We start from the raw sequence: 22,634 nt of genomic DNA on the forward strand, positions 1-22,634 counted from the left end.
GTTCGATTTACTATGTCCATCGAAATGAATACACAAGAAGTCATCAACGTAATTAAAAACAGCAAGAAAAAGACGCCTGTTAAAGTATATGTAAAAGGAGCTTTGGCTTCCGCATCCTTTGGCGAGAATGTGCAAGCTTTTATTTCCGGAGACAGTGGTGTTGTATTTGGCGATTGGGCAGACATCAAGCCTGTACTGGATAGTGCAAACGCTAAAGTGGAAGATTATGTGGTGGAAAATGACCGCCGCAACTCTGCTGTGCCTATGCTTGATCTGAAGGGCATCAATGCACGTATTGAGCCAGGCGCATATATTCGCGATATGGTTGGCATCGGCAATAATGCAGTCATTATGATGGGTGCAGTGATTAACATCGGTGTTACGATTGGTGAAGGCACGATGATTGATATGAATGCTGTACTTGGCGGTCGTGTTAAAGTCGGCAACATGTGCCATATCGGTGCAGGCGTTGTCCTTGCGGGTGTTATTGAACCACCGTCCGCACAGCCTGTTATAGTAGAAGACGAAGTATTGATCGGTGCAAACTCAGTCGTATTGGAAGGCGTACGAATCGGTAAAGGTGCGGTTGTTGCAGCCGGAGCAGTCGTAACGGAAGATGTGCCTCCATACTCCGTGGTTGCTGGCACACCAGCACGTGTGATCAAACAGGTCGACGACAAGACGAAATCCAAAACTGAGATTTTGAAAGAGCTACGCGTTCTGTAAGAAAAACGTTTTTGAATGTACCAAAGGTGAACGATTCCTTGTCAGAGATGAGATGTACTGACACACAACTTAGGGACGAAGCACAACGGACAAGGCTCGGCGGCTGCGCCGGGCTTTTGTCCTTTTATTCTTTTGCCGGATAAAAGCTGGTGAGCTAGAAAAAGGAGGCGGAGCACAAAATGAGCACAGTTGATTACCGTTCTTTTGTCCAAATACGAAGAGATTTACATCAAATTCCCGAACCGGGTTTTGAGGAATATAAAACACAGCAGTATTTGTTGAATTATTTGGGAACGCTCCCTCAGGAGCGTCTGGAAATTCGCACATGGCGTACGGGTATAATGGTGTTCATTCATGGTACGGCCCCCGAACGCCGCTATGGATATCGTTGCGATATGGATGGCTTACCGATTGAAGAAGAGACGGGGTATGAGTTTCGTTCGACCCATCCCGGCTATATGCATGCTTGCGGACACGATTTACATATGACGATTGGGCTGGGAATAGTTACTCATTTTGCAAGCCATTCCATGAAGGACGATCTGGTTGTAATATTTCAACCTGCCGAGGAAGGGCCGGGCGGAGCGTTGCCGATGCGTGATAGCGCAGAGCTGGCAGACTGGCTGCCGGATGAAATTGTCGCGCTGCATGTGGCACCGGAGTATCCGGTCGGTACGATTGCGACTCGTCCGGGCATTTTATTTGCCAACACGTCGGAGCTTTTCATCGATCTGAAGGGTACAGGCGGGCATGCTGCCTATCCGCACAAGGCGAATGACATGGTAGTCGCTGCTTGTCAACTGGTGGGACAACTGCAAACGATTGTAGCTCGTAATGTGAATCCGCTCGATGCAGCGGTCGTTACCGTCGGTAAGGTTAGCGGCGGCACGAAGCAGAATATTATCGCGGAAACCGCACGTTTGGAGGGTACCATTCGTACATTGTCAGCGGGTACCATGAAACTGGTTAAATCGCGGATTGAAGCGTTGGTGCGCGGTATGGAAGCTGGTTTTGAATGCCAGGCGGAAATTCATTATGGCTCCAATTATTTGCAAGTGTACAATGAAGCCAAGGTGACAGAAGAATTCATGAACTGGGTCAGTGATCGGCAGGATGTGCAGCTCATTGAATGCGGGGAAGCGATGACCGGCGAGGATTTCGGATATTTTCTGGAGCGGATTCCGGGCCTGATGTTCTGGCTCGGTGTTGATACGCCTTATGGCTTGCACCATGCCAAGCTGGAGCCTGCGGAAGAAGCGATCGGAGTGGCCATTCGTGTGCTGACAGACTATTTTACATGGAAGTCTCAAGGGTAAAATGATACGGACTGAATAATTATATTTAATGAAGAGAATGAAATGGAATGAAGTCGAATCTTTGAAGGAGGGTGTTATGGGAGAGCAAACCATCATCCGATTTGAACGGGTGACGAAGCAATATGACAACGATCCCCCGGTGCTGGCGAATGTCAGTTTTGAGATTGAGCGTGGTAAATTTTATACACTGCTGGGCCCTTCCGGCTGTGGTAAAACGACGATTCTGCGTATGATTGCAGGCTTTGCAGAGCCGACAGAGGGCTCCATTTATTTGAATGACAAGCTCATTAATCGTGTTCCGGCCAATGAGCGGCAGGTCAATACCGTGTTTCAGGATTACGCGTTATTCCCGCATCTGAATGTGTTTGAAAATGTCGCTTTTGGTCTGCGGATCAAAAAGATGAACAAAAAAGACATTCAGGAAAAGGTGACACGGGCGTTGTCCTTTGTCAATCTGGAAGGCTACGGCGAACGGGAAATTTCCGAGATGTCCGGGGGCCAGCGTCAGCGTGTAGCCATTGCAAGGGCCATCGTCAATGAGCCGGAGGTTCTGCTGCTGGATGAACCGTTGTCTGCGCTGGATCTGAAGCTGCGTACAGAAATGCAGTACATTTTGCGCGAAATGCAGCAGCGCCTTGGAATTACCTTTATTTTCGTTACGCATGATCAGGAGGAAGCGCTGGCTATGTCGGACGAAATTTTTGTCATGAACAAAGGAAAGATTGAGCAGAGCGGCACGCCTAACGATATTTATGATGAACCGATCAACCGGTTTGTTGCCGATTTTATTGGTGAATCGAATATTGTCCCTGGGCGTATGATTGCGGACTATCAGGTGGAATTTAACGGTCGACAGTTTGAGTGTGTAGACGGTGGGTTGCGTCCGAACGAACCGATCGAAATCGTGATCCGGCCGGAGGATTTGGAAATTACCAGTGTGGCTGAGGGTAAGCTGCGTGTAAAGGTGGATACTCAATTGTTCCGCGGTGTTCACTATGAAATTAGCTGCTATGATGATTCGGGGCAGGAATGGCTGGTGCATTCCACCAAAAAGGCGGAGCTTGGCAGTGAAATCGGCCTGCACTTTGACCCGGAAGCGATTCATGTGATGCGTTTCGGGGAAACAGAGGAAGAATTTGATCGGCGTCTGGAGGCCTATGAAGAGGTGGAGCAGCATGTCCGGTAATACAAGAGCAGCGTATTTGCTGCCTTACTATTTATGGATTGTACTGTTCGTAGTAGCACCGGTGGTGCTTGTGTTTTACTACTCTTTATTTGATGTGGACGGTCATTTCACATTCAGCAACTATGCACAGTTTCTGACACCTGTTTACTTGAGCATGACGCTCAGCTCGTTTTGGTTTGCATTTTTGATTACGGTATTTTCGCTTCTGGTGGCTTATCCGGCGGCGTATTTGCTCACACGAACCAAGCATAAGCAGTTATGGCTATTGCTCATTATTTTGCCGACATGGATTAACCTGCTGCTCAAAACGTATGCTTTTATCGGTATTTTCGGTACCTATGGTCCGGTGAATGCTGTGTTAGGTATGGTTGGACTGGGGGGACAGCAATTACTGTTTACCAGCTCCAGCTTTGTGTTTGTGTCGGTGTACATTTTTGTGCCTTTTATGATTTTGCCGATCTTTAATGCGTTGGAAGGGCTAAATCCTTCATTGTTGGATGCAGCACGTGATTTGGGAGCCTCCAAATGGACAGCGTTTCGCCGGGTCATTTTTCCGTTAACGCTTTCGGGCGTGCGATCCGGCTGTATGGCCGTGTTCATTCCAGCGCTGTCGCTGTTTATGATCACCCGTCTGATTGCGGGCAATCGTGTCATTACACTGGGAACGGCGATTGAGCAGCATTTTCTGGTGACACAGGATTGGGGGATGGGCTCTACGGTGGCTGTGTTCCTGATATTGGCGATGGGTATCATTATGGTGGTCACATCGGGAACGAAACGGAGGGTACGACATGGCAAATAAAAATCGATTCGGGAATATGTATTTGGTGATCGTTTTTCTCGTGTTGTACGCCCCCATTTTGTATCTGATGTACTATTCCTTCAACAGCGGCGGGACGATGCACAAGTTTGAAGGGTTTACGCTCCAATACTATAAAGAGGTGTTTGCAGACACTCGCTTGATCATTATTGTCATTAACACCTTGGTGATTGCGTTGCTGTCGTCTGCATTGGCTACGATTATTGGCATCATGGGAGCACTGGCTATTCACCAGATGCAGAACCGTCGGGTCAAACATACGCTGCTGTCGCTCAACAATGTGCTGATCGTGAACCCGGACGTGATTATTGGTGCGTCCTTTCTCATTTTGTTCACGATGGTCGGGATTAAGCTGGGCTTCTATTCGGTCTTGTTATCCCATATTGCATTTAGTGTGCCGATTGCGGTCATTATGATTTTGCCGCGGCTGCAGGAAATGAGTCCATCTCTGGTCGATGCAGCGCGTGATTTGGGCGCCAGCCGTATGGATGTGCTGACCAAGGTCATTTTACCCTTTATCAAGCCGGGGATTTATGCGGGGTTCTTTATGGCGTTAACGTACTCGCTGGATGATTTTGCGGTGACCTTTTTTGTGACAGGCAGCGGCTATTCGACCTTATCGGTGGAAATTTACTCACGTGCCCGTCAAGGGGTTTCCTTGTCCATCAATGCGTTGTCCACGCTCATTTTCCTGTTTACAGTGCTGCTGGTGGTGGGCTATTACTTTATTATGCGCAAGGCGAACCGTAACGGGAAAAAAGAGCCTGCAGCGGAAATGGGGGTGCCTAGATGAAGTCGCTTGTGCGCGTATTTCTCTCCATTTTTATTATCTCGTTTAGCCTGATGGGGGTGGCGGCTTGGCTCAACTCCAGTCAGGGCTACTCTGGTGGCAATACGCTGACGGTGTACAACTGGGGAGACTACATTGACCCTGAGCTGCTGGAAAGGTTTCAGAAGGAGACGGGGATTACCGTCATTTATCAGACGTTTGACTCCAATGAGGCGATGCTGACGAAAATCGAGCAGGGTGGAACTTCGTTTGATGTCGCGGTTCCTTCGGAGTATGCGCTGGCTAAAATGAAGCAGGAGCACCTTTTGCTTCCGCTGGATCACAGCAAGCTGCCGAATTTGAAGCATGTGGATTCTCATTTTCTGAACCTTTCATTTGACCCAAGCAACGAATACTCGGTTCCGTATTTTTGGGGTACGGTCGGGATCGTGTTTAATCCGGAGCTAACCAAAGGCATTGATTTTCATAGCTGGGATGGCCTGTGGGACCCGAAGCTGCGCAACAATTTGCTGCTGGTCGATGGAGCTAGGGAGATTATGGGCATGTCGCTGAACAGTCTCCACTATTCCTTGAATGATACAAACAAGGCGCATTTGCAGCAAGCTTTGACGAAGCTGGAGAAGTTAGCGCCGAATGTCAAGGCCGTTGTTGGTGATGAGATTAAAATGCTGCTGGCTAACGAGGAGGCTGCAGCTGGTGTTGTCTGGTCCGGCGATGCGTCGGAAATCATGGATCAGAACGACAAGCTGGATTACATCGTTCCGGATGAAGGCTCCAACCTGTGGTTTGATAACATGGTTATTCCCAAAACGGCTACCCACGTGGATGCGGCCCATAAATTCATCAATTTTATGATGCAGCCCGATGTAGCCGCTCAAAATGCCGAGTTTGTAGGCTACTCTACTCCTAACAAAGAGGGTAAAAAGCTGCTGCCTGCAGATATTTCTGGCGATGAGCGGTTCTACCCACCGTCCGAAATTACCGACAAGCTGGAGGTATACGACAATCTTGGCAAGCGGATGCTAGCTCATTATAATGAGTTATTCCTGCAATTCAAAATGCATTTAAAATAATGGAGCGGCGCGTGGATTCAGGTTTTGAGCTTTAAAGGTCGCTGCGGTGGCGGATGGTGCTTACCATCGCTGTTAAATTCCGATTTTTTATGATTGGATATATAAAGGTTAAAATAGGAATTTAAAGGCGACCGTTTACGCTTGTCCAGCACCATTCCGCCCCCTCCGCTGCGTCGTGCTTAAAGCAACGCATCCATGAATCCCACGCCGAGGTGAGGGAGTAGAGGAAGAGCGAACAGGCCGTTGAATCACCTGTATGGGTGGTTTGCTATTATCCCTTTTGAGTAGACAGTTTGGAATAAGCCCCCTAACTATCTATATTCAAAAGGGATTTTTTTACGTCTTTTATCAAGTTTAAAATATGTTTACTATTTAATATTTTTCGTATATATTAATATTTGGAAATTTGTTTTATAAATTTTTCCTACAGAACTAGATTAAATCAACAGAGGAGATTACTTCAATGAGCATTTCATTAAGAATAGAACGCAAATCCGGTGGTGAGCCAATCGAGTTTGTAAAAGGTGAAATCATTGGTTTTACTTATATGAACAATAGTTCCAAAAACCTTTCAGCTAAGTCTTCAATTTTGGCACATTCACTACATATTCGGAGCAAAATTCCGCTTCATTCGCTTCCTTCAGTTATAGGCAATGCGGATAATTCCAACATGCTGTATACATGGGCAAACACAGAATATAAACCTGATAGTGAGGATTACTATCGAAAATGTAACATCCAAATCGTGAGAAATGAAAACACGATCCGAGAAATTGCGTTTACACACGCTTATGTAGATAAGTATCAAGAACAAATTGATACCAGCAGAGAGATACTTGAGTTTGAACTTGTTTTAAAACAAAAAGAAGATCAATTGGGAAAAATTCAATACAGCCCTCAGTTAGAACCTAAGGAAACAAGAGAAAAGGATCTGTCTGATGTCTCGCAGGAAGTACTGGAAGGCGCATATAGTAAGAATATGTCAGTGTATGCTGGAAATAATACTTTTCCGTTTGAAAATCCTATGGTAGAACTAGAAAAGGCTTGGGTGCGAGGTGTAGAACAGGTAAAAGATTCGACAGACACCGTAATACATTATCCTGATCGTAAAGCATTTACATTAGTAGCTGTTCCTATAGCTCGAAAGAAGTACGGGGACATCACAGCCAATTTACTTCAACATTCACTTGATTACAAACCAGGGAATTTACACTTTAACGAATGGTCATATGAGGCGCAGCAAGTTAAAAAATCTAAAGAGCACATCGCAATAGTTAATGACGAAGTCAAAAAAGCTAATGCTAATAAAGTTAAAAGTTTTTCATATAATGGATCTAAGGGATTAGAAAGTGATAAAGATTTATATAATGCTTTTCACAACATGTATTATGAAATAAATGGAAATTACGTTGACGGGCAATGGAAAATTACTACAATATATTATGATATATATAATTTCGAATATAATTTTAAACAAATGTTTACTGGGCACAACAAACTCGGTTGGGCTGCGGCCAATCTAACAAATTTAATGGAATCATGGGGAACACTCAATGAGTATACATCTTATGTTACAGTAACTGATGCAAGAAAAGCTTGGAAGTGAGGTGTGAATTGCAGATGAAGCGTAGATACATCTTTATCTTGATTGCTATACTAGTTACAACTACTACTCTAATTTTCCTGGTGAATTCTGGGGATAATACGAAGTATAAATACCCATCAGGCAAAGATACCGTAGAATATTTTGGTGATGGGACTTTTCAAATTTTTAGAGGGGGGCCGCACGACCCTTTAATACTTTATAATCATCTTGCTGATCCACTGGAAAACGCTGTTGATAATATTGTGTCATATAAGATAAAAAAAAATATCGTATATGTGGTTGGTGAAAATAGCTTCATTAAATTGGATTCAAGTACCAACACGTACGAGCAAAAGAAACGGATTTCCGACTTTACTTCCGAAGATAGAGAGATATTCAATAAATTAATGGAAAAATAGAGGAATATCATAAGCAAATGTGGTTGTACACAAGAAGAACTATATCAAAAACATATACAAGCAAAAATACTGACTCTTGAAATTAAAGATCATGGGGAACACTCAATGAGTATACATCTTATGTTACAGTAACTGATGCAAGAAAAGCTTGGAAGTGAGGAATAAATCGCAGATGAAGCGTAGATATATCTTGATCTCTCTACTAGTTATAGCTACTACTCTAATTTTACTATCAAATTCTGGAGATGATACGATACGTAAGTACCCTTATGGCAAAGATACGTTAGAGTTTTTTGGCGATGGGACTTTTCAGATTTACAGGGGAGGAGGATCGGGTGAGCCTCCAATACTATACACTCATCAAATTGAAGCACCAAATTCAGTGATTGATAACGTTCTGTCTTATGAGATAGAAAAAAATATCGTATATGTGGTTGGTGAAAATAGCTTCATTAAATTGGATTCAAGTACCAACACATACGAGCAAAAGAAACGGATTTCCGACTTTACTTCCAAAGATAGAGAGATATTCAATAAATTAATGGAAAAATAGAGGAATATCATAAGCAAATGTGGTTGCCAGGGAGCTTTAATTTGTTCACAAAGGTTAAGTTAACATGCGGTACTGGGAACACTAAAACTAACTGAAACGTATCCAGCTTGGTTTAAACAACAAAAGCCCGGTTGAATACCGGACTCAAGCAGCTTAGTTTAAGGACATTTTCTTTACTGTCAACTTGACAGGGGATAAGTTCAAATTCAAGGGCTGTCTTTATATTTACTCACCGTGCCAAGCGGTGAGTATTGTTTTTTAACCCTGCTGCTCCACACACGTTAGAGAATTGTGGGGACTTTAAGGCGGGTAGTAGCGAAGCGGGCCATTTGAATCTGGAGAAGCGGTAGCGTTCGCCTTTGCTGTGGGATTCTTACCTATAAATGTTTTATACAATCCAAGAATCCCACTGCAACAGCGATCGGAAGATCAAATGGACCGCGTAGCGCCTCCTCCCACCTTAACTCCTCACAATTCCTCTAACAAACCTTTCTATTTTATCCAGCCCCTGCTCAAGCACTTCTGGTCCGTAAGCGTAGGACAAGCGAATGTATCCTTCGCCATAGGAAGAAAAGGCATCTCCCGGCACGACAGCAACTCCATGCTCTTCCAGCAGTTTCAAGGTGAAATCCATCGAGCTTAATCCAAAATGGACGATGGAAGGAAATAGATAAAAGGCTCCCTCGGGTTTCTCCAGCGGAATTCCCATGTCTGTCAGCCTTCCGTGCACATAATCACGGCGCTTGCGGTATTCTTCGCGCATCGGAAGTGCATCGTCCACACCGGCGGTCAGAGCTTCCAGCGCAGCATATTGGCTGATCGAGCTGGCACAGGTCACGTTGTACTGATGAACCTTAACCATGTGCTGTGAAATTTCAGCGGGTGCAAGCGTAAAACCAATGCGCCAGCCCGTCATGGAATGTGACTTGGACAGTCCGTTGATGACAATGGTACGTTCCCGCATACCTGGAAGTGCTGCAATGGACACGTGGGGTGCATCGTAAATCAGTTCGCTGTATATTTCATCCGAAATGACAAACAGTTCGCGTTGCTTCAGCAAATCGGCGACCGCTTCCAATTCCTCACGGCTCATCACCCGCCCGGTCGGATTCGAAGGATAACCGAGGATGACTGCTTTCGTCCGCTCGGTCAGGTAAGGCTCCAGCACCTCAGCAGTGAGCTTGAAACCGCTGCTGCGAGTATCGGCAAACACTGGCACGCCACCTGACAAACGGATCAATGGCTCGTACCCCGGGTAGATTGGCACAGGTAGAATGACTTCATCGCCGGGTGACAAAATGGTGCGCAGGGTAATATCCAGTGCTTCACTGGCCCCGTTCGTTACGATAACCTCATCCTGGCCACGGTAATTCAGCCCGTATTTACGGGCTACAAATGCCGCTGCGGCTTCACGTAACTCGGGTAGTCCGGGATTAGGCGTATATGTGGTGCGTCCTTCGTTAATCGCTCGATGGGCGGCCTCCATAATATGCGCAGGGGTAGGGAAATCCGGCTGTCCAATCGTAAGGGACAGGGTTCCGGGCAATGTGGCAACCTTATTGGCAATTTTGCGGATACCACTGATTTGAATGTTTTTAACTTGATCGTTAAGCAAATGCTCCATAGCGTATGTGCCACCTTTTTCTGTATTAGAACAAGTTTACAATAATATGATCTGATTATGCTACGGCAAGAAGAATTCATTTTTGCTTTTTACATGAGGGCTTGCTGGAAAAGGAAGCGCAGCGATTACCCACGACTGTCAGGATCGGTCTATATGTAGCGCAGCGACTGTATTATCTCGGACCCTGGATAAGCTGAATTGGCAGCAATGGATCATGTATATGTCAGATTATTTGACTTTATACGATAGTTAAGTTATCTTTTTTGAGAAGCAGTATGAGAAAAAATTTTAAGACGTATGAAGAGGTGAAATGCCGTGGGAGTAACAGCCAAACAAATTTTTGTGAATTTACCGGTTAAAAACCTGCAGCACTCCATTGATTTTTTCACTGCAATTGGATTTGAATTTAATGCTCAATTCACCGATGAACATGCAACCTGTATGGTGGTTAGTGAGCATATCTTTGTCATGCTGCTGGTTGAAGAGCGCTTTAAAGCTTTTACGACAAAAGAGATCTCAGATGCAACCAAAAGCACGGAAGCGATTATCGCTTTATCGGTGGAGAGCCGAGCAAAGGTGGACGAGATTGTTCACAAGGCTTTGGAAGCGGGAGGCAAGCCTTCGAACGAACCTCAGGATCATGGTTTTATGTACGGATGGAGCTTTCAGGACTTAGATGGTCATCTATGGGAGCTCCTTTATATGGCAGAGCAGTAGCAGAAATAGTAGCGGAAGTAACGCCATTGGGAGGAATCATAGTGTCTAACAAAATAATAGTCTATCCTATCCAAGCTCTGAACGAAGAAGTGACAGATACACTGACTCGACTGTTAATCGACGTGGTGACAGACGGTGCCTCTATAGGCTTTTTACCACCACTGACCTATCCGGAAGCAGCTGCTTACTGGAATAGTGTGCTTAAGGATGATGTGGTGTTGTGGATTGCCGAGAAGGACGGAGTGCCTGTGGGCACGGTTCAGCTTCATTTGGCTCAAAAAGCCAACGCTACTCATCGTGCGGAAATTGCAAAGCTTATGGTGCATCCTTCCGGGCGCAGGCTTGGGATTGCACGGCGGTTAATGAAGGCGGCGGAAGAAGAGGCACTGCGTCAGGATAGATCGTTGTTGGTGCTGGATACACGGGTGGGTGATCCTTCCAATAGACTATATGAGTCCATCGGCTTTATAGAAGCGGGCGTGATACCGGGTTATGCCAGATCGGCTGATGGTCAGCTGCATGCCACGCGATATTATTATAAGCCCTTGAATCCGCATGCTGATCATTGTTGAGCATTTGTCGAATAATCATGGTATATACAGGAAATCATAACTTGTCATAAAATAGCGTAACCTTTTTTCGCGTTAATTCGACTGGAAAAGCACGGGAATGGGAACGTATAATGAAGGAGGGACCGTCCCAAGGTCTCTGTATGGTCAATTCGGCTGGTCTGGATTGAAGATCGTAGCACACACAGCGGAGGAATCGAAGAATATGAGGCTGGAGCATGATTTTTTAGGTAACAAGGAAGTGCCGTCAGACGCCTATTATGGTGTACAAACCCTGAGGGCAAAAGAAAATTTTCCAATTACAGGCCAACGGTTGCATCCTGAGTTGATTAAGGCCATGGCGATCGTCAAAAAGGGAGCAGCGACGGTAAATATGGAATTGACTCGTTTGCATCGCCCCAAAGCAGAGGCCATCATCCAGGCAGCTGACGAGATCATTCAAGGGCAGTTGCATGACCATTTCATCGTTGATCCGATTCAGGGCGGCGCAGGCACGTCTATTAATATGAACACCAATGAAGTGATTGCAAACCGGGCGCTGGAGCTGATGGGCAAGCAGCGTGGAGATTATCAGGAGATCAGCCCCAATAACCATGTCAATATGGCGCAATCGACCAACGACGCTTTTCCTACAGCAGTCCATCTGGCTGTATTAAGTATGATTGATCAGTTGCTGGTCACCATGAGTGAGCTTCAAGAAGCGTTTTCCCGTAAGGCGAAAGAGTTTGACAGTGTGATTAAAATGGGCCGGACCCACTTGCAGGATGCGGTGCCGATTCGCCTGGGACAGGAGTTTCAGGCCTATGCGCGTGTGCTGGGCCGTGATATCGGGCGCGTTCGTGCGACCAAGCAGCATCTGCTGACGATTAATATGGGTGCGACTGCGGTTGGTACCGGTTTGAACGCAGACCGTCGTTATATTCAGCGTGTCGCTGAGGTGTTGGCAGAGGTTAGCGGCTTCCCTCTGGAAGCTGACGAGAATCTCGTGGATGCTACACAAAATACGGATGCATACACCGAAGTATCTGCTGCGCTGAAAATTTGTATGATGAACATGTCCAAGGTGGCAAATGACATCCGTCTGATGGCCTCCGGGCCGCGTGCTGGTCTTGGAGAGCTGAGCCTGCCTGCTCGTCAGCCGGGGTCATCCATTATGCCGGGCAAGGTCAATCCGGTAATGTGTGAGGTCATTAACCAAATTGCTTTTCAGGTCATTGGAAACGACCATACGATCTGTCTGGCTTCTGAGGCAGGGCAGCTGGAGCTGAATGTAATGGAGCCTGTGCTTGTCTACAACCTGCTGCAATCGCTGGAAATTATGAAGCAAGGCTTCAACGTTTTCCGTATCCATTGTGTGGACGGAATTGAAGCCAATGTAGAGCGGTGTCGTGAATATGTGGAAAATAGTGTAGGCATTATTACAGCACTTAATCCTCATCTCGGATATGAAGTCGTATCCCGTATTGCACGCGAGGCCATCACGACAGGAAAATCGGTGCGTGAACTGTGTTTGCTGTATAATGTCCTGACCGAGGAAGAACTGGACATTATTTTGGACCCGTATCAAATGACTCAGCCTGGCATCGCCGGAGAGTCTTTACTGAATCGTGAATAATTTTGCGGAGTATTGAGTTTAGAGAGCTTTGAGGCAAGACGAAGATAGCCCCGTCGAATCTGGCGGGGCTTTTATGATGTTAATGTGAGTGTAACATGGGAGATGCAATACGTGTGGGCCAGGTATAACATAGGACTTATCTGTTAGTGACACTGCGACTGCACGTCTATTGTAGAAAAGGGGAAGAGAAATGCTGCTGGAGCAATTATCCGCATATAGGGAATTAGGGATAGGACTCATTGTAGTCTTCGTGTTGCTTGCACTTATGATAAGGGCACTTATACGTGGTCGCCGGAATCGAATTTTACGCGATCTGGACCCACGGAAAATCGGAATTCAGGATATCGATCGGATGGAGGACGGCTCGGAATTTGAGCTTTATTTGCAGCGGCTCTTATCCGCCCTCGGCTATCAAGACATCTATAAAACCACCGGCAGCCGGGATTTTGGCGCGGATCTCGTGTTTACAGACCGTGCAGGCGACAGAATCGTAATCCAGGCTAAGCGCTATGGTGTGCAACATCCGGTAGGGTTGGGTGCCGTGCAAGAAATTTATACCTCTATGCGTTATTATGCGGCAGACAAGTCTGTCGTCATTACCTCCGGGCGTTATACCGATTCCTGTAAAACACTTGCTGCTGTGAACGGGGTTAAATTATTGGACCGCAACGATTTGGTGGACATGATCGATTGGTTCAAGGCGAAACACCGAGAGGAAGTCATGGATTTAATAGAAAGTAAAGCAGATGTGATTGCTTCCAAATGGAGTAAGAGCAAATAGATTTGGGGACTGATTGTTAGGCGACGTGATTCAAGCCTGAGGATCAGTCCTATTTATTTTCTCATAATAAAATAAAAGAACTGAATTTACAGAAATTATCATGAAAAAATCTGCTATTACAACCGATATAAAGATGTTGGGGATTTGCAAATAATGTTGAGGTGATATGTTCATGAAGAAGCGAGCTGTATTATTAACTTTTAGGTGGGTTCCCATAGTCATCATTTTTGCATTACTGCTGGGGGCATGTGGACAATCGGCAGCACAAACCAAGGCGCAGCCCATGAAGGTGGGAATCGTACTGTCAGACATTGGTCTGGGCGACCAATCTTACAGCGACGCTGCTTTCCGAGGCTTGATCAAGGCACGGGATGAAGGGAAAATTGTGTTTGAATACCGGGAAATTTCGGAGACCAAGACGTATGATGCTGCTTTTGAGCAGCTTGCACAAGAAAAAGCTGATTTAATCATTGGATTGGGTTACATGGTAAAGGACAGTCTGGAAGCCGTTGCTAAAAAATATCCGGACCGCAGCTTTTTAATCGTGGATGAAAAATCGGATTTACCGAATGTGGCTTCAATCACCTTTAAAGAAGAAGAGGGCAGCTTTATGGCCGGAGTCGTCGCAGGTTTGACGAGTCACACAGAGCAGGTAGGCTTTATCGGAGGCGTGGAGTCTCCCCTGTTAAAAAAATTTGAGGCCGGATATCGCACAGGAGTTCAATCAGTCAAGCCGGATGCCAAAATCACCGCGACGTATGCCGGAGATTTTGGAAAGCCGGAGCTAGGCACGGAGATTGCACAGGATATGATCAATCGGAATCAGATTGATGTTATTTATGCAGCAGCAGGTCTTACGGGCGTAGGTGCGTTACAGGAGGCACAAAAACAGCAGAAATTTGCTATTGGTGTCGACAGCGATCAGTTTTTCATTGCGGAAAAAGCGGTTGTCACCTCAATGATTAAAAATGTGGACATTGCGATATATAAAGCAGTCACAGGCTTTGCAGATCATCAAAGAAAATTTACGGACAAGAATATGGTGTTCGGTCTTGCGGAGGATGGGATAGGATTAGCACCTATTCGTGTCGTGACACTGAATCCGGAGCAGCAAAAGTTGCTGGATGATTTAAAGGAAAAAATCAAGTCCGGCGCACTTGTGGTACCTGCCCAATAAATTTTCGCAAAACGGAGGATGAATGTTGATGAAACTGCAAGGTAAACTGGTGCTGAACGCGATGGTTTCCCTGATCGCTTGCCTGGCTTTAGTGGCATATATTATTTTCGAATTACTACGTATTAACTCGCAAAGCAGCAATCTTGTCCCTGCTATGTTAAATGTACAGCAGCTCAATGCTTATTTGATTCAATCGGGGCAGGCACTGCAAAATTATTCTTCTTCCATGACGGAGAGCAACAAAGCCGACGTGTCGAAGCAGCTGACTCAGTCTGAAAAAACGATTACATTGCTTTCGCAGGGCATGATGCAGACTGAAGCACAGCAAAAGCGTCTGAATACGATTAAAACCAAATTCAGCAAGTTTAAGGCAGCAACGGAAAAAGCAATGAGCACTCAAAATAGCCCGGAGTCCAAGCGGGAGGCCATGCGTGTACAAGGGATTCAAAACGATGTATTTATGCTGGACCTGCTGACTAAGGCACGTTATGACGAATACACAGAGGACTTAACCAAGAGCATTCGTTTTACCTGGCAATTGGCCTTGGCAGGTGCTGTTCTTCTTATGGTGGCGGTCGGGCTATATAATACATATACCTCCAGGCAGCTTGCCCTCAGAACCCGCAAGTTAACGGATGCCGCAAAGCAAATTGCCGAGGGAAATCTGACCGTGCAGCTCGCCCAAACGAAAGGACGCGATGAGCTGGATGAGCTCAACGAGTCGTTCCGGGTCATGATTGGCAACTTGCGTACCATCGTTCTTTCCATTGATCAGGCAGGCAATCGTGTCGATCTGATGGCTAGGGATATTGATCAGCATAATGAAGCCATGAAGGAAATTGTGACCCAAGTCAGCACGTCAACGGAGGAACTGGCGATAGGCAGCCAGAAAATTGCCGAGGATCTGTCGACGACGGTTGGTGTGGTGGACGAGATGCAGCAGAAGTTTGAGGCCAATCTGCTGGAAACGACGCAGTCGACCGCGTATAGTGAGGATGCTTTGCGTGCCGTTGAGCAGGGTACGCAGGTCATGAGCGATCAACTGCGCATCGTTGCGGAAAATCGTTCAGCGATGGCCGAAGTGGAACAGACGGTCAAGGAGCTGGAGGCCAATGCAGCCGAGATTACAACCATGACCGGCTACGTATCTGAAATTGCCAGCCAGACGTCGCTGCTGTCCTTGAATGCTTCCATTGAGGCTGCACGTGCAGGTGAAGCGGGGAGAGGCTTTGCCGTCGTAGCCAATGAAGTGAAAAAACTGGCAAACCAATCAGAGTCCGCTGTCAAGCAAATTTATACTGCTGTTGAGAGTATTACACAGGCCATGGATAAGGTGAAGACTTCTGTGGCGCAAAGTCAGGAGCTGTTCCGTGAGCAGGAGAAGGCAACCTCCTCCACCGGCGAATCGTTCGCAGAGATTAGTGGCAAAGTGCAGCAAATTGCTAGCCAAGTCAGCAAGCTATCGACAGATATGAATGTATCGCGGGAATTAAGCGTACAGGTGCAGCAAGCTATCGAAAATATGAGTGCTATCACTCAGCAGTCTGCCGCAGGCAGTGAAGAAATTACGGCATCCACGGTGGAACAGAAGCGTTCCTTTGAGGAATCGGCTGAGAAGGTGAAAGAGCTTCGTCAGATTCGCGAGGAGATGCAGCGCGAGCTGGATCGTTTCCAGGTGGAGAAAACGAGCTAAACAGCACGAAATGATCTGGAAGAAGTCTTACCCTTGTCAAGGGGGACTTCTTCTTTTTGATTTTAAAAGATGTAACTTCTCTGAAATTCCGTTATATATAGGCAGGGAATTCCCTATCTGGTGTCAAATAGATTTAGGAGAGTATGTCATTATATCTACATCCTGAGCAAGAGAAAGATGGAGAAGGAAGTCCGGAAGGATGAAGTTACGGGAATGTTGCGACTTAAGCTTCGACTAATGCTGAAAAATAAACAGACAAGACTGATTCTGCTGCTTACTCTATGCGTTTCGTTCGTTATTAGCGGGATTGGCCTGCTATCCTATTCGAGGTATCGTGAAGGTTTGGATACCGAGCTGAACACACCTAATATAGAACTGCTGCAAATTAATCTGGATGTGACCAATCGTGCTTTTCGTGAGTCAGATAACATGGCACTTGATGCGGCTTATCACCCCGATGTGGAGGCATTTGCTCGTATCCAAGCAGATGGAAATTCGCTATCCAACAGCGCTTCCATAATAAAGCGACTCCAAAAATACTTGAAAGCCCTTTCTTCACATGAAGAGATTGATTCGGTTGAAGTGATCTCATTGCAGAATCATGCGCTTGTGTCCAGCAATTACGGCTTCTTGCCTGATTGGAAACAGGCACCGGATACCACGTGGGTTCCCTGGATTCAGGACATCCACAGGAAGCCGCTACTGATTAAGCGGAGGTGGTATGGCACAGATCCTCAGCATGGGACGGTAGAGCTGCTATCGCTGGCCAGGCCGATTGTAGCGGATGGGAAGGTCATTGGTGCGGTGCTGATCAATCTGGATTACGACCGTTTTTTCTCCAAACTGTATATTCATTTATCCAACTCGCAATACGTGTATGATCTGGAAGGTGAACTGATCTATCCCAAGCTGAGATCGTCCGTACCCTTAAATGAGATGGACAGAGTTTTGAAAGAGCTGGATGTGAGTCCCTATGCTTATGTAGAGATAGGGGATATGGAATATATGGCAAACCAGACCTTTTCTGATGTAACGGGCTGGCGCCTGGTATCGCTCGTTCCTATGGACAAGCTCCTGAAAAATGTAAAGCTGGCGCGCAATATGATGCTGTGGCTGGCCTTTATCTCTATACTGGCTGGGTGCTCAGCGGTCTACTATTACAATTATGCGGCTTTTCGCCCCATGAAAAAAATTAATAGCCTGTTGAATTCGGGCAATAAGGGAACGCGCCAAGGAGGGTTGTACGACCTGGAGCCTGTGATTAGCAAGCTGGTTGGAGAGTTCCACCGCAATTCACTGGTGGTTGAGCGAAGCCTGCCAGAGCTGCGTTCCAAATATATTGAAGATGTCATCCAGCGTAGAATGGGCATACAGGAAATGCGGATGAAATGGGAGCAGTATTTTTCCGATTGGGACGGCAATCCCCTGGTTGTCATGATCGTGTCGATCGACCGATATTCCACGTGGGCCGCAAGTTTTCCAGAAGAGGATGCGATGCTGCTTAAGTATGCGCTGAACAATATTTTGCTGGAGACGCTGGAGCCTTGCTGGAAAGCGGTAAGCGCGCCGGATGAGGAAAGTGGCTTTATTGTGCTGCTACAGTTCGGCGAGAAAGCATACGAAGCTGGTACGGAAACTGCTGTCCAGGAGGGCATTGTGCTTTACAAAAGTGTAGACAGGCTAATCCAGGTTGTCAGTGAGCATCTTCCTTTGACGATTTCTATTGGAGTTGGTCATGTAGTCAAAGATATTCAAGAGGCGCGGGAGTCCTACGTAAAAGGAAAAGAGGCCCTTAACCTGCGTTTGTATGAGGGGTATGGACGTTCACATACAAATATGGACTGCGACGTATATGTGGAAAAGGATGGCTCAGCGGATGTGCTGCCACAGGAGCAGACTCGGGATTCAACGATGCTGGACAATCGGCGGATTGAAATGATTCATACTCTGGAGTCACAGGAACCGGGTGCAAGTGCCAAGCTGATCGGCCAATGGATAGAAGAGCTTCGTCTTCACAGGACAGCTCCAGCCCAAGTTTACCTCTTTGTCCATGAATTGCTGGAAGATTTGCTAAAATGGTGTACCACCCAAAGTGTGACACCGCCGGATAAGCTTGCTGATTACCATTGGAATCAGATTCTGACGCAGGATCTGCAAGACATTGAGGCATTGCTGGTCGTCATTTTGACGGATATGGAAGAAAAATGGAATGGACGCAGACAATCCAAGGATTTTGTGCGTGTGCAAGAAATGATGGATTATATGGAGCATCATCTGCATTTAAACATAGGGCTTCAGGAGATTGCGGATCAGGTTCACATGAGTGTATCCTCGGTGAGCAGCATGTTCAAGGAAGAGACGGGGAGTACCGTTTACGACTATTTGACTGGATTACGTATGAAAAAAGCATGTGCTTTACTGTGCGAAACCCATTTGAAAATTAGTGAAATTGCAGACCAGGTCGGATACCGGAATGAGAATAGCTTTATTCGTGTATTCCGCAAGCATAAACAGGTGACTCCCGGAAAATTCCGGGAAATCAGCAAATGTTCTAATGAATATGCAGATCGACCAAAAGGTCGAGACGCTGGCGTTTTAGAGGATAAATACGAAGATTAAGCGATAGCTGTGGCCCTCCACGGTGCGGTACATTGGCTTTATGTAAGCGCAAAACATGGCCGAATACGTTGGGGGGTGAAAACGGGTTCATAGTTGACCCGGTTTATTTTTTGGAGAAGAGGGCACGAAATGAAGAAAAAGTCATGGCAAAAATATGTGCTGGTTGCGGCAGGAGTAGCTATGCTTTCTGCCTTGAGTATCAGTGAATATGTGGATCACCGCACCCTGCGGGATCACAGCAGTACATTTCCTGCGAAGCCAATTACGCTTGTCGTTCCTTATGCGGCGGGGGGCGGTACAGATATTACCGCCAGAGCGTTGGCAAAGGCCGCTGAAAAGCATCTCGGTCAGCCGATCATCGTCGTTAACCGGACGGGAGGCGGCGGCTCCGTTGGGCTGATGGAGGGGGCTGAGGCGCAGGCGGATGGCTACACTGTAACGTATCTGGTTGCGGAGCTGACTACGTTACCCCATTTGGGACTGCTGCCGCTCACCTATGAGCGCTTTAAGCCGCTGCTTCAAACCAATATGGACCCTTCTGCCATTACGGTCAGGGCGGATGCGCCGTGGAAGACAGCGGAGGCATTTCTTGAGGATGCCAGGGCCCATCCCGGCAAGCTGAAAATGGGCAATGCAGGCACGGGGAGCATCTGGCACCTCGCTGCCGCGATGCTGGAGCAGAAAAGCGGTGTTCGCTTCACTCATATCCCTTATGAGGGGGCGGGGCCAGCCGTTTCCGCTTTGATGAGCGGATTCGTGGATGCTGTACCCGTCAGTCCAGCAGAAGTGAAAACATATGTGGACCAAGGGAAGCTTCGCATACTGGCTATCCAGGCAGATACTATTTCGGAAGCGTTTCCAAGTGTGCCGACACTTCAGCAGGCAACTGGGCTGCGTGTACATTTTAACGGCACTTGGAGAGGGCTGGCTGTACCAAAGGATACACCGGATGACATTGCCGGGACGCTGGCAGACGCACTGATCAAGGGGACTGAGGACGAGGAATTCAGGGAGGAAATGCGTAAGCATGGGTTAGGACTGCGTGTCAAGGATGCAGAGGCATTCGCACAGCAGTTGAAGGAGAGCCATAATACCTTCGCAAGACTGATTCCTGATCTCGGCCTGAGCCGCAAATAAACCGGCCTTGTTTTTGCATTGGCAAAAACGAAAGGGTTGAACGAAGTTATGAAAATTAAACAAAGCATTGATAAAATTCCAGGGGGCATTATGCTGGTGCCGCTGTTTATTGGCGCACTATTTCATACGTTTACGCCATGGGCAGGAGACTATTTTGGATCTTTTACCAAGGGGCTAATGACGGGGACAGTACCCATTTTAGCCGTGTGGTTTTTTTGTATGGGTGCTTCCATTGATGTTCGGGCGACAGGTACTGTATTACGTAAATCAGGTACGCTTGTATTGACTAAAATCGCAGTCGCCTGGGTAGTGGCGATCATTGCGTCCAGACTGCTGCCTGTGGGTGGTGTGGAAAGCGGGCTGTTTGCAGGTTTGTCCGTACTGGCGCTGATTTCCGCCATGGATATGACCAACGGCGGGCTGTACGCCTCTATTATGCAGCAATATGGCTCCAAGGAAGAGGCGGGAGCATTCGTGCTGATGTCCCTGGAATCGGGTCCATTGGTGACGATGCTGATTTTGGGCAGTACCGGATTGGCCGTTTTTGAGCCGCAGACATTTGTGGGCGCTGTATTACCATTTTTGGTCGGCTTTGCATTAGGCAATCTGGACCACGATTTCCGTAAATACTTTGGTAACGCAACTCAAGCCCTGATTCCATTTTTCGGCTTTGCACTTGGTTGTTCCATTGACCTGAGTGTCATTGCCCAGACGGGCGTGCTTGGTATTTTGTTAGGCATCTTTGTCATTATTATTACGGGTATCCCACTGATTCTGGCGGATAAATATATCGGCGGCGGCAATGGTACGGCAGGGATTGCAGCCTCCAGTACGGCAGGTGCAGCGGTAGCGAACCCGGTCATTGTCGCCAACATCAAGCCTGAGTTTCTGCCTGTAGCACAATCAGCAACGGCATTAGTTGCGGCTTCGGTCATTGTAACCTCCATTTTGGTACCTATTCTGACGGCATACTGGGCCAATTATATGAAGCGCAAAGGAGAGTCCAAAGGCGCAGGGCCTGTAAATCCGGGCGCGAATGTGCCTAAATAAAGCTCCGATTGCGCAGTAATATTTGCTGTTATGGCTCATTCCATTACCCGGGAAATGCTTTTGCAGATACACTGTGTTTTCTTACATTACAAACCTGTCCTAAAACGCTCCTGCAAGCATACATATATAAGCAGAGGAGCGTGATGGATTTGGAAAACAAGGTGCGTCGCTACTATCAGCTAAAGCAGAAGCAGAAAGAAATTGAAGGCGAGTTGAATGATCTGCGTCATGATATTACGGAGCATTGCGCCCAGCAGGGAGTGGCAGAATGGGAAATTGGCAGTTACCGCGTCAAGGTTGTGCAGCAGCACCGCAAGGAATATGATCACACCAAGCTGTATAATTCACTGCCAGATCCGCAGCTATGGCGCTTGTTTTCCAAGCCGGATACTACGAAGATAGCCAGCTTGCTTAAACTGAAGGTCATCGCGGAGGAGCAAATCAAAGATGCCGTTTCGTTGAAAACGGTGACGCTATTGCAGGTGGATAAAAAATAAAAGAGCTGTCCCAAAAGCCATGAAATAGCTGCTTGGGACAGCTTTTTTTCTGGAGAAGGATCGACTTGGGAACTCGGTGTGGACGCTCCGCGAATGGACCGTTGTTCCAATCGTTGTGTCACCACGATCCTCTTCGCAAACGTCATACCGAAGCTGTAGCTGCCAAGATTGCACACTAAGGGAACGTTGTATTAGCTATTTATTGGACAGCCCTTTTCCCATCCCTTTAAGAAAATGAATGCCAAAGCCCATCGCCCGGTTTACATCCGGATCATTCATCGCCTTCATGAGATCGCGCAGCCGGGTCTTTTTTTGCTGCTGAAGATGCTCTTCGGCTTCGCTCAGGCCTGAAGTCACACTGCTTGCCAGCTTGTTCATCAGCTCGGGGTCTATCTCGGACAGCATTCCGGCTGCTCCCATCAGATTATTGATGATATTTGTTACTGGTTTGCGCGTCGCTTGTCCCACAGCGATTTTGGCAATGCTTTCTTTGGCTTTCAGCATAGACTGTGCTGCTTCGAGAAGACCGCTGTCGTGCAGCTCACGTACAATTTCGAGCGTTTTCTGCAATGCGGGCCCGTTGTCTGCCAGATCAGCAGTAAGCTGATCCAGTGATTGTTGTTGTCGTTCTTCTTCTGTCAAAACACGTTTTCTCACAATTGAAATAGGCTTAGCCATGAGTCCGAC

At 46.9% G+C, this 22,634-nt stretch carries 21 protein-coding genes; 19 read left to right on the top strand and 2 right to left on the bottom strand.

Features of this window, described 5'->3' with window-relative positions; translation table 11 throughout:
• The first annotated feature begins 12 nt into the window (after window positions 1-12).
• The 9 genes from dapD (at window position 13) to BAZ21_RS29015 (ending at window position 8,468) form a co-directional block, all read left to right on the top strand.
• Window positions 13-726 (top strand): 2,3,4,5-tetrahydropyridine-2,6-dicarboxylate N-acetyltransferase, encoded by a 714-nt coding sequence (gene dapD, locus BAZ21_RS14175; protein ID WP_068501738.1) that lies wholly within the window; start codon window positions 13-15, stop codon window positions 724-726.
• A 179-nt stretch (window positions 727-905) separates the two neighbouring features.
• Window positions 906-2,042 (top strand): N-acetyldiaminopimelate deacetylase, encoded by a 1,137-nt coding sequence (locus BAZ21_RS14180; protein WP_068501742.1) that lies wholly within the window; start codon window positions 906-908, stop codon window positions 2,040-2,042.
• A 76-nt stretch (window positions 2,043-2,118) separates the two neighbouring features.
• Complete coding sequence (locus BAZ21_RS14185; protein ID WP_068501747.1) at window positions 2,119-3,228, top strand: ABC transporter ATP-binding protein; 1,110 nt, start codon at window positions 2,119-2,121, stop codon at window positions 3,226-3,228.
• Window positions 3,218-4,030 (top strand): ABC transporter permease, encoded by an 813-nt coding sequence (locus tag BAZ21_RS14190; RefSeq protein WP_010345230.1) that lies wholly within the window; start codon window positions 3,218-3,220, stop codon window positions 4,028-4,030. The genes BAZ21_RS14185 and BAZ21_RS14190 overlap by 11 nt, the downstream gene beginning before the upstream one ends.
• Window positions 4,020-4,841: an ABC transporter permease gene (locus BAZ21_RS14195; protein ID WP_068501751.1), complete on the top strand. Its 822-nt coding sequence runs from the start codon at window positions 4,020-4,022 to the stop codon at window positions 4,839-4,841. The genes BAZ21_RS14190 and BAZ21_RS14195 overlap by 11 nt, the downstream gene beginning before the upstream one ends.
• Window positions 4,838-5,911 (top strand): ABC transporter substrate-binding protein, encoded by a 1,074-nt coding sequence (locus BAZ21_RS14200; RefSeq protein WP_068501754.1) that lies wholly within the window; start codon window positions 4,838-4,840, stop codon window positions 5,909-5,911. Before BAZ21_RS14195 ends, BAZ21_RS14200 begins: the two co-directional genes overlap by 4 nt.
• A gap of 463 nt (window positions 5,912-6,374) precedes the next feature.
• Window positions 6,375-7,517, top strand: coding sequence for a hypothetical protein (locus BAZ21_RS14205; RefSeq protein ID WP_068501757.1), 1,143 nt, complete (start codon window positions 6,375-6,377; stop codon window positions 7,515-7,517).
• Window positions 7,518-7,531: 14 nt separating this feature from the next.
• Window positions 7,532-7,915, top strand: coding sequence for a hypothetical protein (locus BAZ21_RS29010; RefSeq protein ID WP_068501760.1), 384 nt, complete (start codon window positions 7,532-7,534; stop codon window positions 7,913-7,915).
• 172 nt (window positions 7,916-8,087) lie between these two features.
• Window positions 8,088-8,468 carry a hypothetical protein gene (locus BAZ21_RS29015; protein WP_068501764.1) on the top strand — a complete coding sequence of 127 codons (381 nt, stop codon included), beginning with the start codon at window positions 8,088-8,090 and terminating at the stop codon, window positions 8,466-8,468.
• 460 nt (window positions 8,469-8,928) lie between these two features.
• Here BAZ21_RS29015 and BAZ21_RS14220 read toward each other — a convergent pair whose 3' ends face one another.
• Complete coding sequence (locus tag BAZ21_RS14220; protein ID WP_068501766.1) at window positions 8,929-10,092, bottom strand: aminotransferase A; 1,164 nt, start codon at window positions 10,090-10,092, stop codon at window positions 8,929-8,931.
• A 315-nt stretch (window positions 10,093-10,407) separates the two neighbouring features.
• Here BAZ21_RS14220 and BAZ21_RS14225 point away from each other — a divergent pair, with 315 nt between their 5' ends.
• The 10 genes from BAZ21_RS14225 (at window position 10,408) to BAZ21_RS14270 (ending at window position 21,947) form a co-directional block, all read left to right on the top strand.
• Window positions 10,408-10,809, top strand: a complete 402-nt coding sequence (locus BAZ21_RS14225; protein WP_068501770.1) for a VOC family protein — start codon at window positions 10,408-10,410, stop codon at window positions 10,807-10,809.
• A gap of 41 nt (window positions 10,810-10,850) precedes the next feature.
• Entirely contained in the window at window positions 10,851-11,381 is a 531-nt protein-coding gene (locus BAZ21_RS14230; protein ID WP_068501773.1) for a GNAT family N-acetyltransferase, read from the top strand.
• Between the two features lie 202 nt (window positions 11,382-11,583).
• Window positions 11,584-12,993: an aspartate ammonia-lyase gene (gene aspA, locus BAZ21_RS14235; protein WP_007431358.1), complete on the top strand. Its 1,410-nt coding sequence runs from the start codon at window positions 11,584-11,586 to the stop codon at window positions 12,991-12,993.
• A 190-nt stretch (window positions 12,994-13,183) separates the two neighbouring features.
• The gene (locus tag BAZ21_RS14240; RefSeq protein ID WP_068501777.1) at window positions 13,184-13,774 is read left to right on the top strand and encodes a restriction endonuclease; all 591 of its coding nucleotides are present in this window, start codon (window positions 13,184-13,186) and stop codon (window positions 13,772-13,774) included.
• Window positions 13,775-13,946: 172 nt separating this feature from the next.
• Window positions 13,947-14,951: a BMP family lipoprotein gene (locus tag BAZ21_RS14245; RefSeq protein WP_068501780.1), complete on the top strand. Its 1,005-nt coding sequence runs from the start codon at window positions 13,947-13,949 to the stop codon at window positions 14,949-14,951.
• A gap of 28 nt (window positions 14,952-14,979) precedes the next feature.
• Entirely contained in the window at window positions 14,980-16,644 is a 1,665-nt protein-coding gene (locus BAZ21_RS14250) for a methyl-accepting chemotaxis protein (protein ID WP_068501783.1), read from the top strand.
• 177 nt (window positions 16,645-16,821) lie between these two features.
• Entirely contained in the window at window positions 16,822-19,263 is a 2,442-nt protein-coding gene (locus tag BAZ21_RS14255) for an AraC family transcriptional regulator (protein ID WP_084011652.1), read from the top strand.
• A gap of 129 nt (window positions 19,264-19,392) precedes the next feature.
• Window positions 19,393-20,400, top strand: coding sequence for a tripartite tricarboxylate transporter substrate binding protein (locus BAZ21_RS14260; protein ID WP_068501786.1), 1,008 nt, complete (start codon window positions 19,393-19,395; stop codon window positions 20,398-20,400).
• A 48-nt stretch (window positions 20,401-20,448) separates the two neighbouring features.
• The gene (gene kdgT, locus BAZ21_RS14265) at window positions 20,449-21,450 is read left to right on the top strand and encodes a 2-keto-3-deoxygluconate transporter (protein WP_068501790.1); all 1,002 of its coding nucleotides are present in this window, start codon (window positions 20,449-20,451) and stop codon (window positions 21,448-21,450) included.
• Window positions 21,451-21,593: 143 nt separating this feature from the next.
• On the top strand, window positions 21,594-21,947 hold the full coding sequence (locus BAZ21_RS14270; RefSeq protein ID WP_068501793.1) for a hypothetical protein: 354 nt from the start codon (window positions 21,594-21,596) through the stop codon (window positions 21,945-21,947).
• Window positions 21,948-22,142: 195 nt separating this feature from the next.
• On the opposite strand, the gene BAZ21_RS14275 is transcribed toward BAZ21_RS14270, so the two are convergent.
• Window positions 22,143-22,625, bottom strand: a complete 483-nt coding sequence (locus tag BAZ21_RS14275) for a DUF1641 domain-containing protein (protein WP_068501799.1) — start codon at window positions 22,623-22,625, stop codon at window positions 22,143-22,145.
• Window positions 22,626-22,634 lie beyond the last annotated feature (9 nt).

Source organism: Paenibacillus kribbensis (assembly GCF_001705305.1).
In the GTDB taxonomy this organism is placed as follows: domain Bacteria; phylum Bacillota; class Bacilli; order Paenibacillales; family Paenibacillaceae; genus Paenibacillus; species Paenibacillus kribbensis_B.

Bases quoted from the DNA above. Each gene is read 5' to 3' on its own strand.
- BAZ21_RS14185 (WP_068501747.1), top strand. From the start codon at position 2,119: ATGGGAGAGCAAACCATCATCCGATTTGAACGGGTGACGAAGCAATAT.
- BAZ21_RS14270 (WP_068501793.1), top strand. From the start codon at position 21,594: ATGGATTTGGAAAACAAGGTGCGTCGCTACTATCAGCTAAAGCAGAAG.
- dapD (WP_068501738.1), top strand. From the start codon at position 13: ATGTCCATCGAAATGAATACACAAGAAGTCATCAACGTAATTAAAAAC.
- BAZ21_RS29015 (WP_068501764.1), top strand. From the start codon at position 8,088: ATGAAGCGTAGATATATCTTGATCTCTCTACTAGTTATAGCTACTACT.
- BAZ21_RS14240 (WP_068501777.1), top strand. From the start codon at position 13,184: ATGCTGCTGGAGCAATTATCCGCATATAGGGAATTAGGGATAGGACTC.
- BAZ21_RS14200 (WP_068501754.1), top strand. From the start codon at position 4,838: ATGAAGTCGCTTGTGCGCGTATTTCTCTCCATTTTTATTATCTCGTTT.
- BAZ21_RS14220 (WP_068501766.1), bottom strand. From the start codon at position 10,092: ATGGAGCATTTGCTTAACGATCAAGTTAAAAACATTCAAATCAGTGGT.
- BAZ21_RS14205 (WP_068501757.1), top strand. From the start codon at position 6,375: ATGAGCATTTCATTAAGAATAGAACGCAAATCCGGTGGTGAGCCAATC.
- BAZ21_RS14255 (WP_084011652.1), top strand. From the start codon at position 16,822: ATGGAGAAGGAAGTCCGGAAGGATGAAGTTACGGGAATGTTGCGACTT.
- BAZ21_RS14245 (WP_068501780.1), top strand. From the start codon at position 13,947: ATGAAGAAGCGAGCTGTATTATTAACTTTTAGGTGGGTTCCCATAGTC.
- BAZ21_RS14180 (WP_068501742.1), top strand. From the start codon at position 906: ATGAGCACAGTTGATTACCGTTCTTTTGTCCAAATACGAAGAGATTTA.
- aspA (WP_007431358.1), top strand. From the start codon at position 11,584: ATGAGGCTGGAGCATGATTTTTTAGGTAACAAGGAAGTGCCGTCAGAC.
- BAZ21_RS14275 (WP_068501799.1), bottom strand. From the start codon at position 22,625: ATGGCTAAGCCTATTTCAATTGTGAGAAAACGTGTTTTGACAGAAGAA.
- BAZ21_RS29010 (WP_068501760.1), top strand. From the start codon at position 7,532: ATGAAGCGTAGATACATCTTTATCTTGATTGCTATACTAGTTACAACT.
- BAZ21_RS14190 (WP_010345230.1), top strand. From the start codon at position 3,218: ATGTCCGGTAATACAAGAGCAGCGTATTTGCTGCCTTACTATTTATGG.
- kdgT (WP_068501790.1), top strand. From the start codon at position 20,449: ATGAAAATTAAACAAAGCATTGATAAAATTCCAGGGGGCATTATGCTG.
- BAZ21_RS14195 (WP_068501751.1), top strand. From the start codon at position 4,020: ATGGCAAATAAAAATCGATTCGGGAATATGTATTTGGTGATCGTTTTT.
- BAZ21_RS14250 (WP_068501783.1), top strand. From the start codon at position 14,980: ATGAAACTGCAAGGTAAACTGGTGCTGAACGCGATGGTTTCCCTGATC.
- BAZ21_RS14260 (WP_068501786.1), top strand. From the start codon at position 19,393: ATGAAGAAAAAGTCATGGCAAAAATATGTGCTGGTTGCGGCAGGAGTA.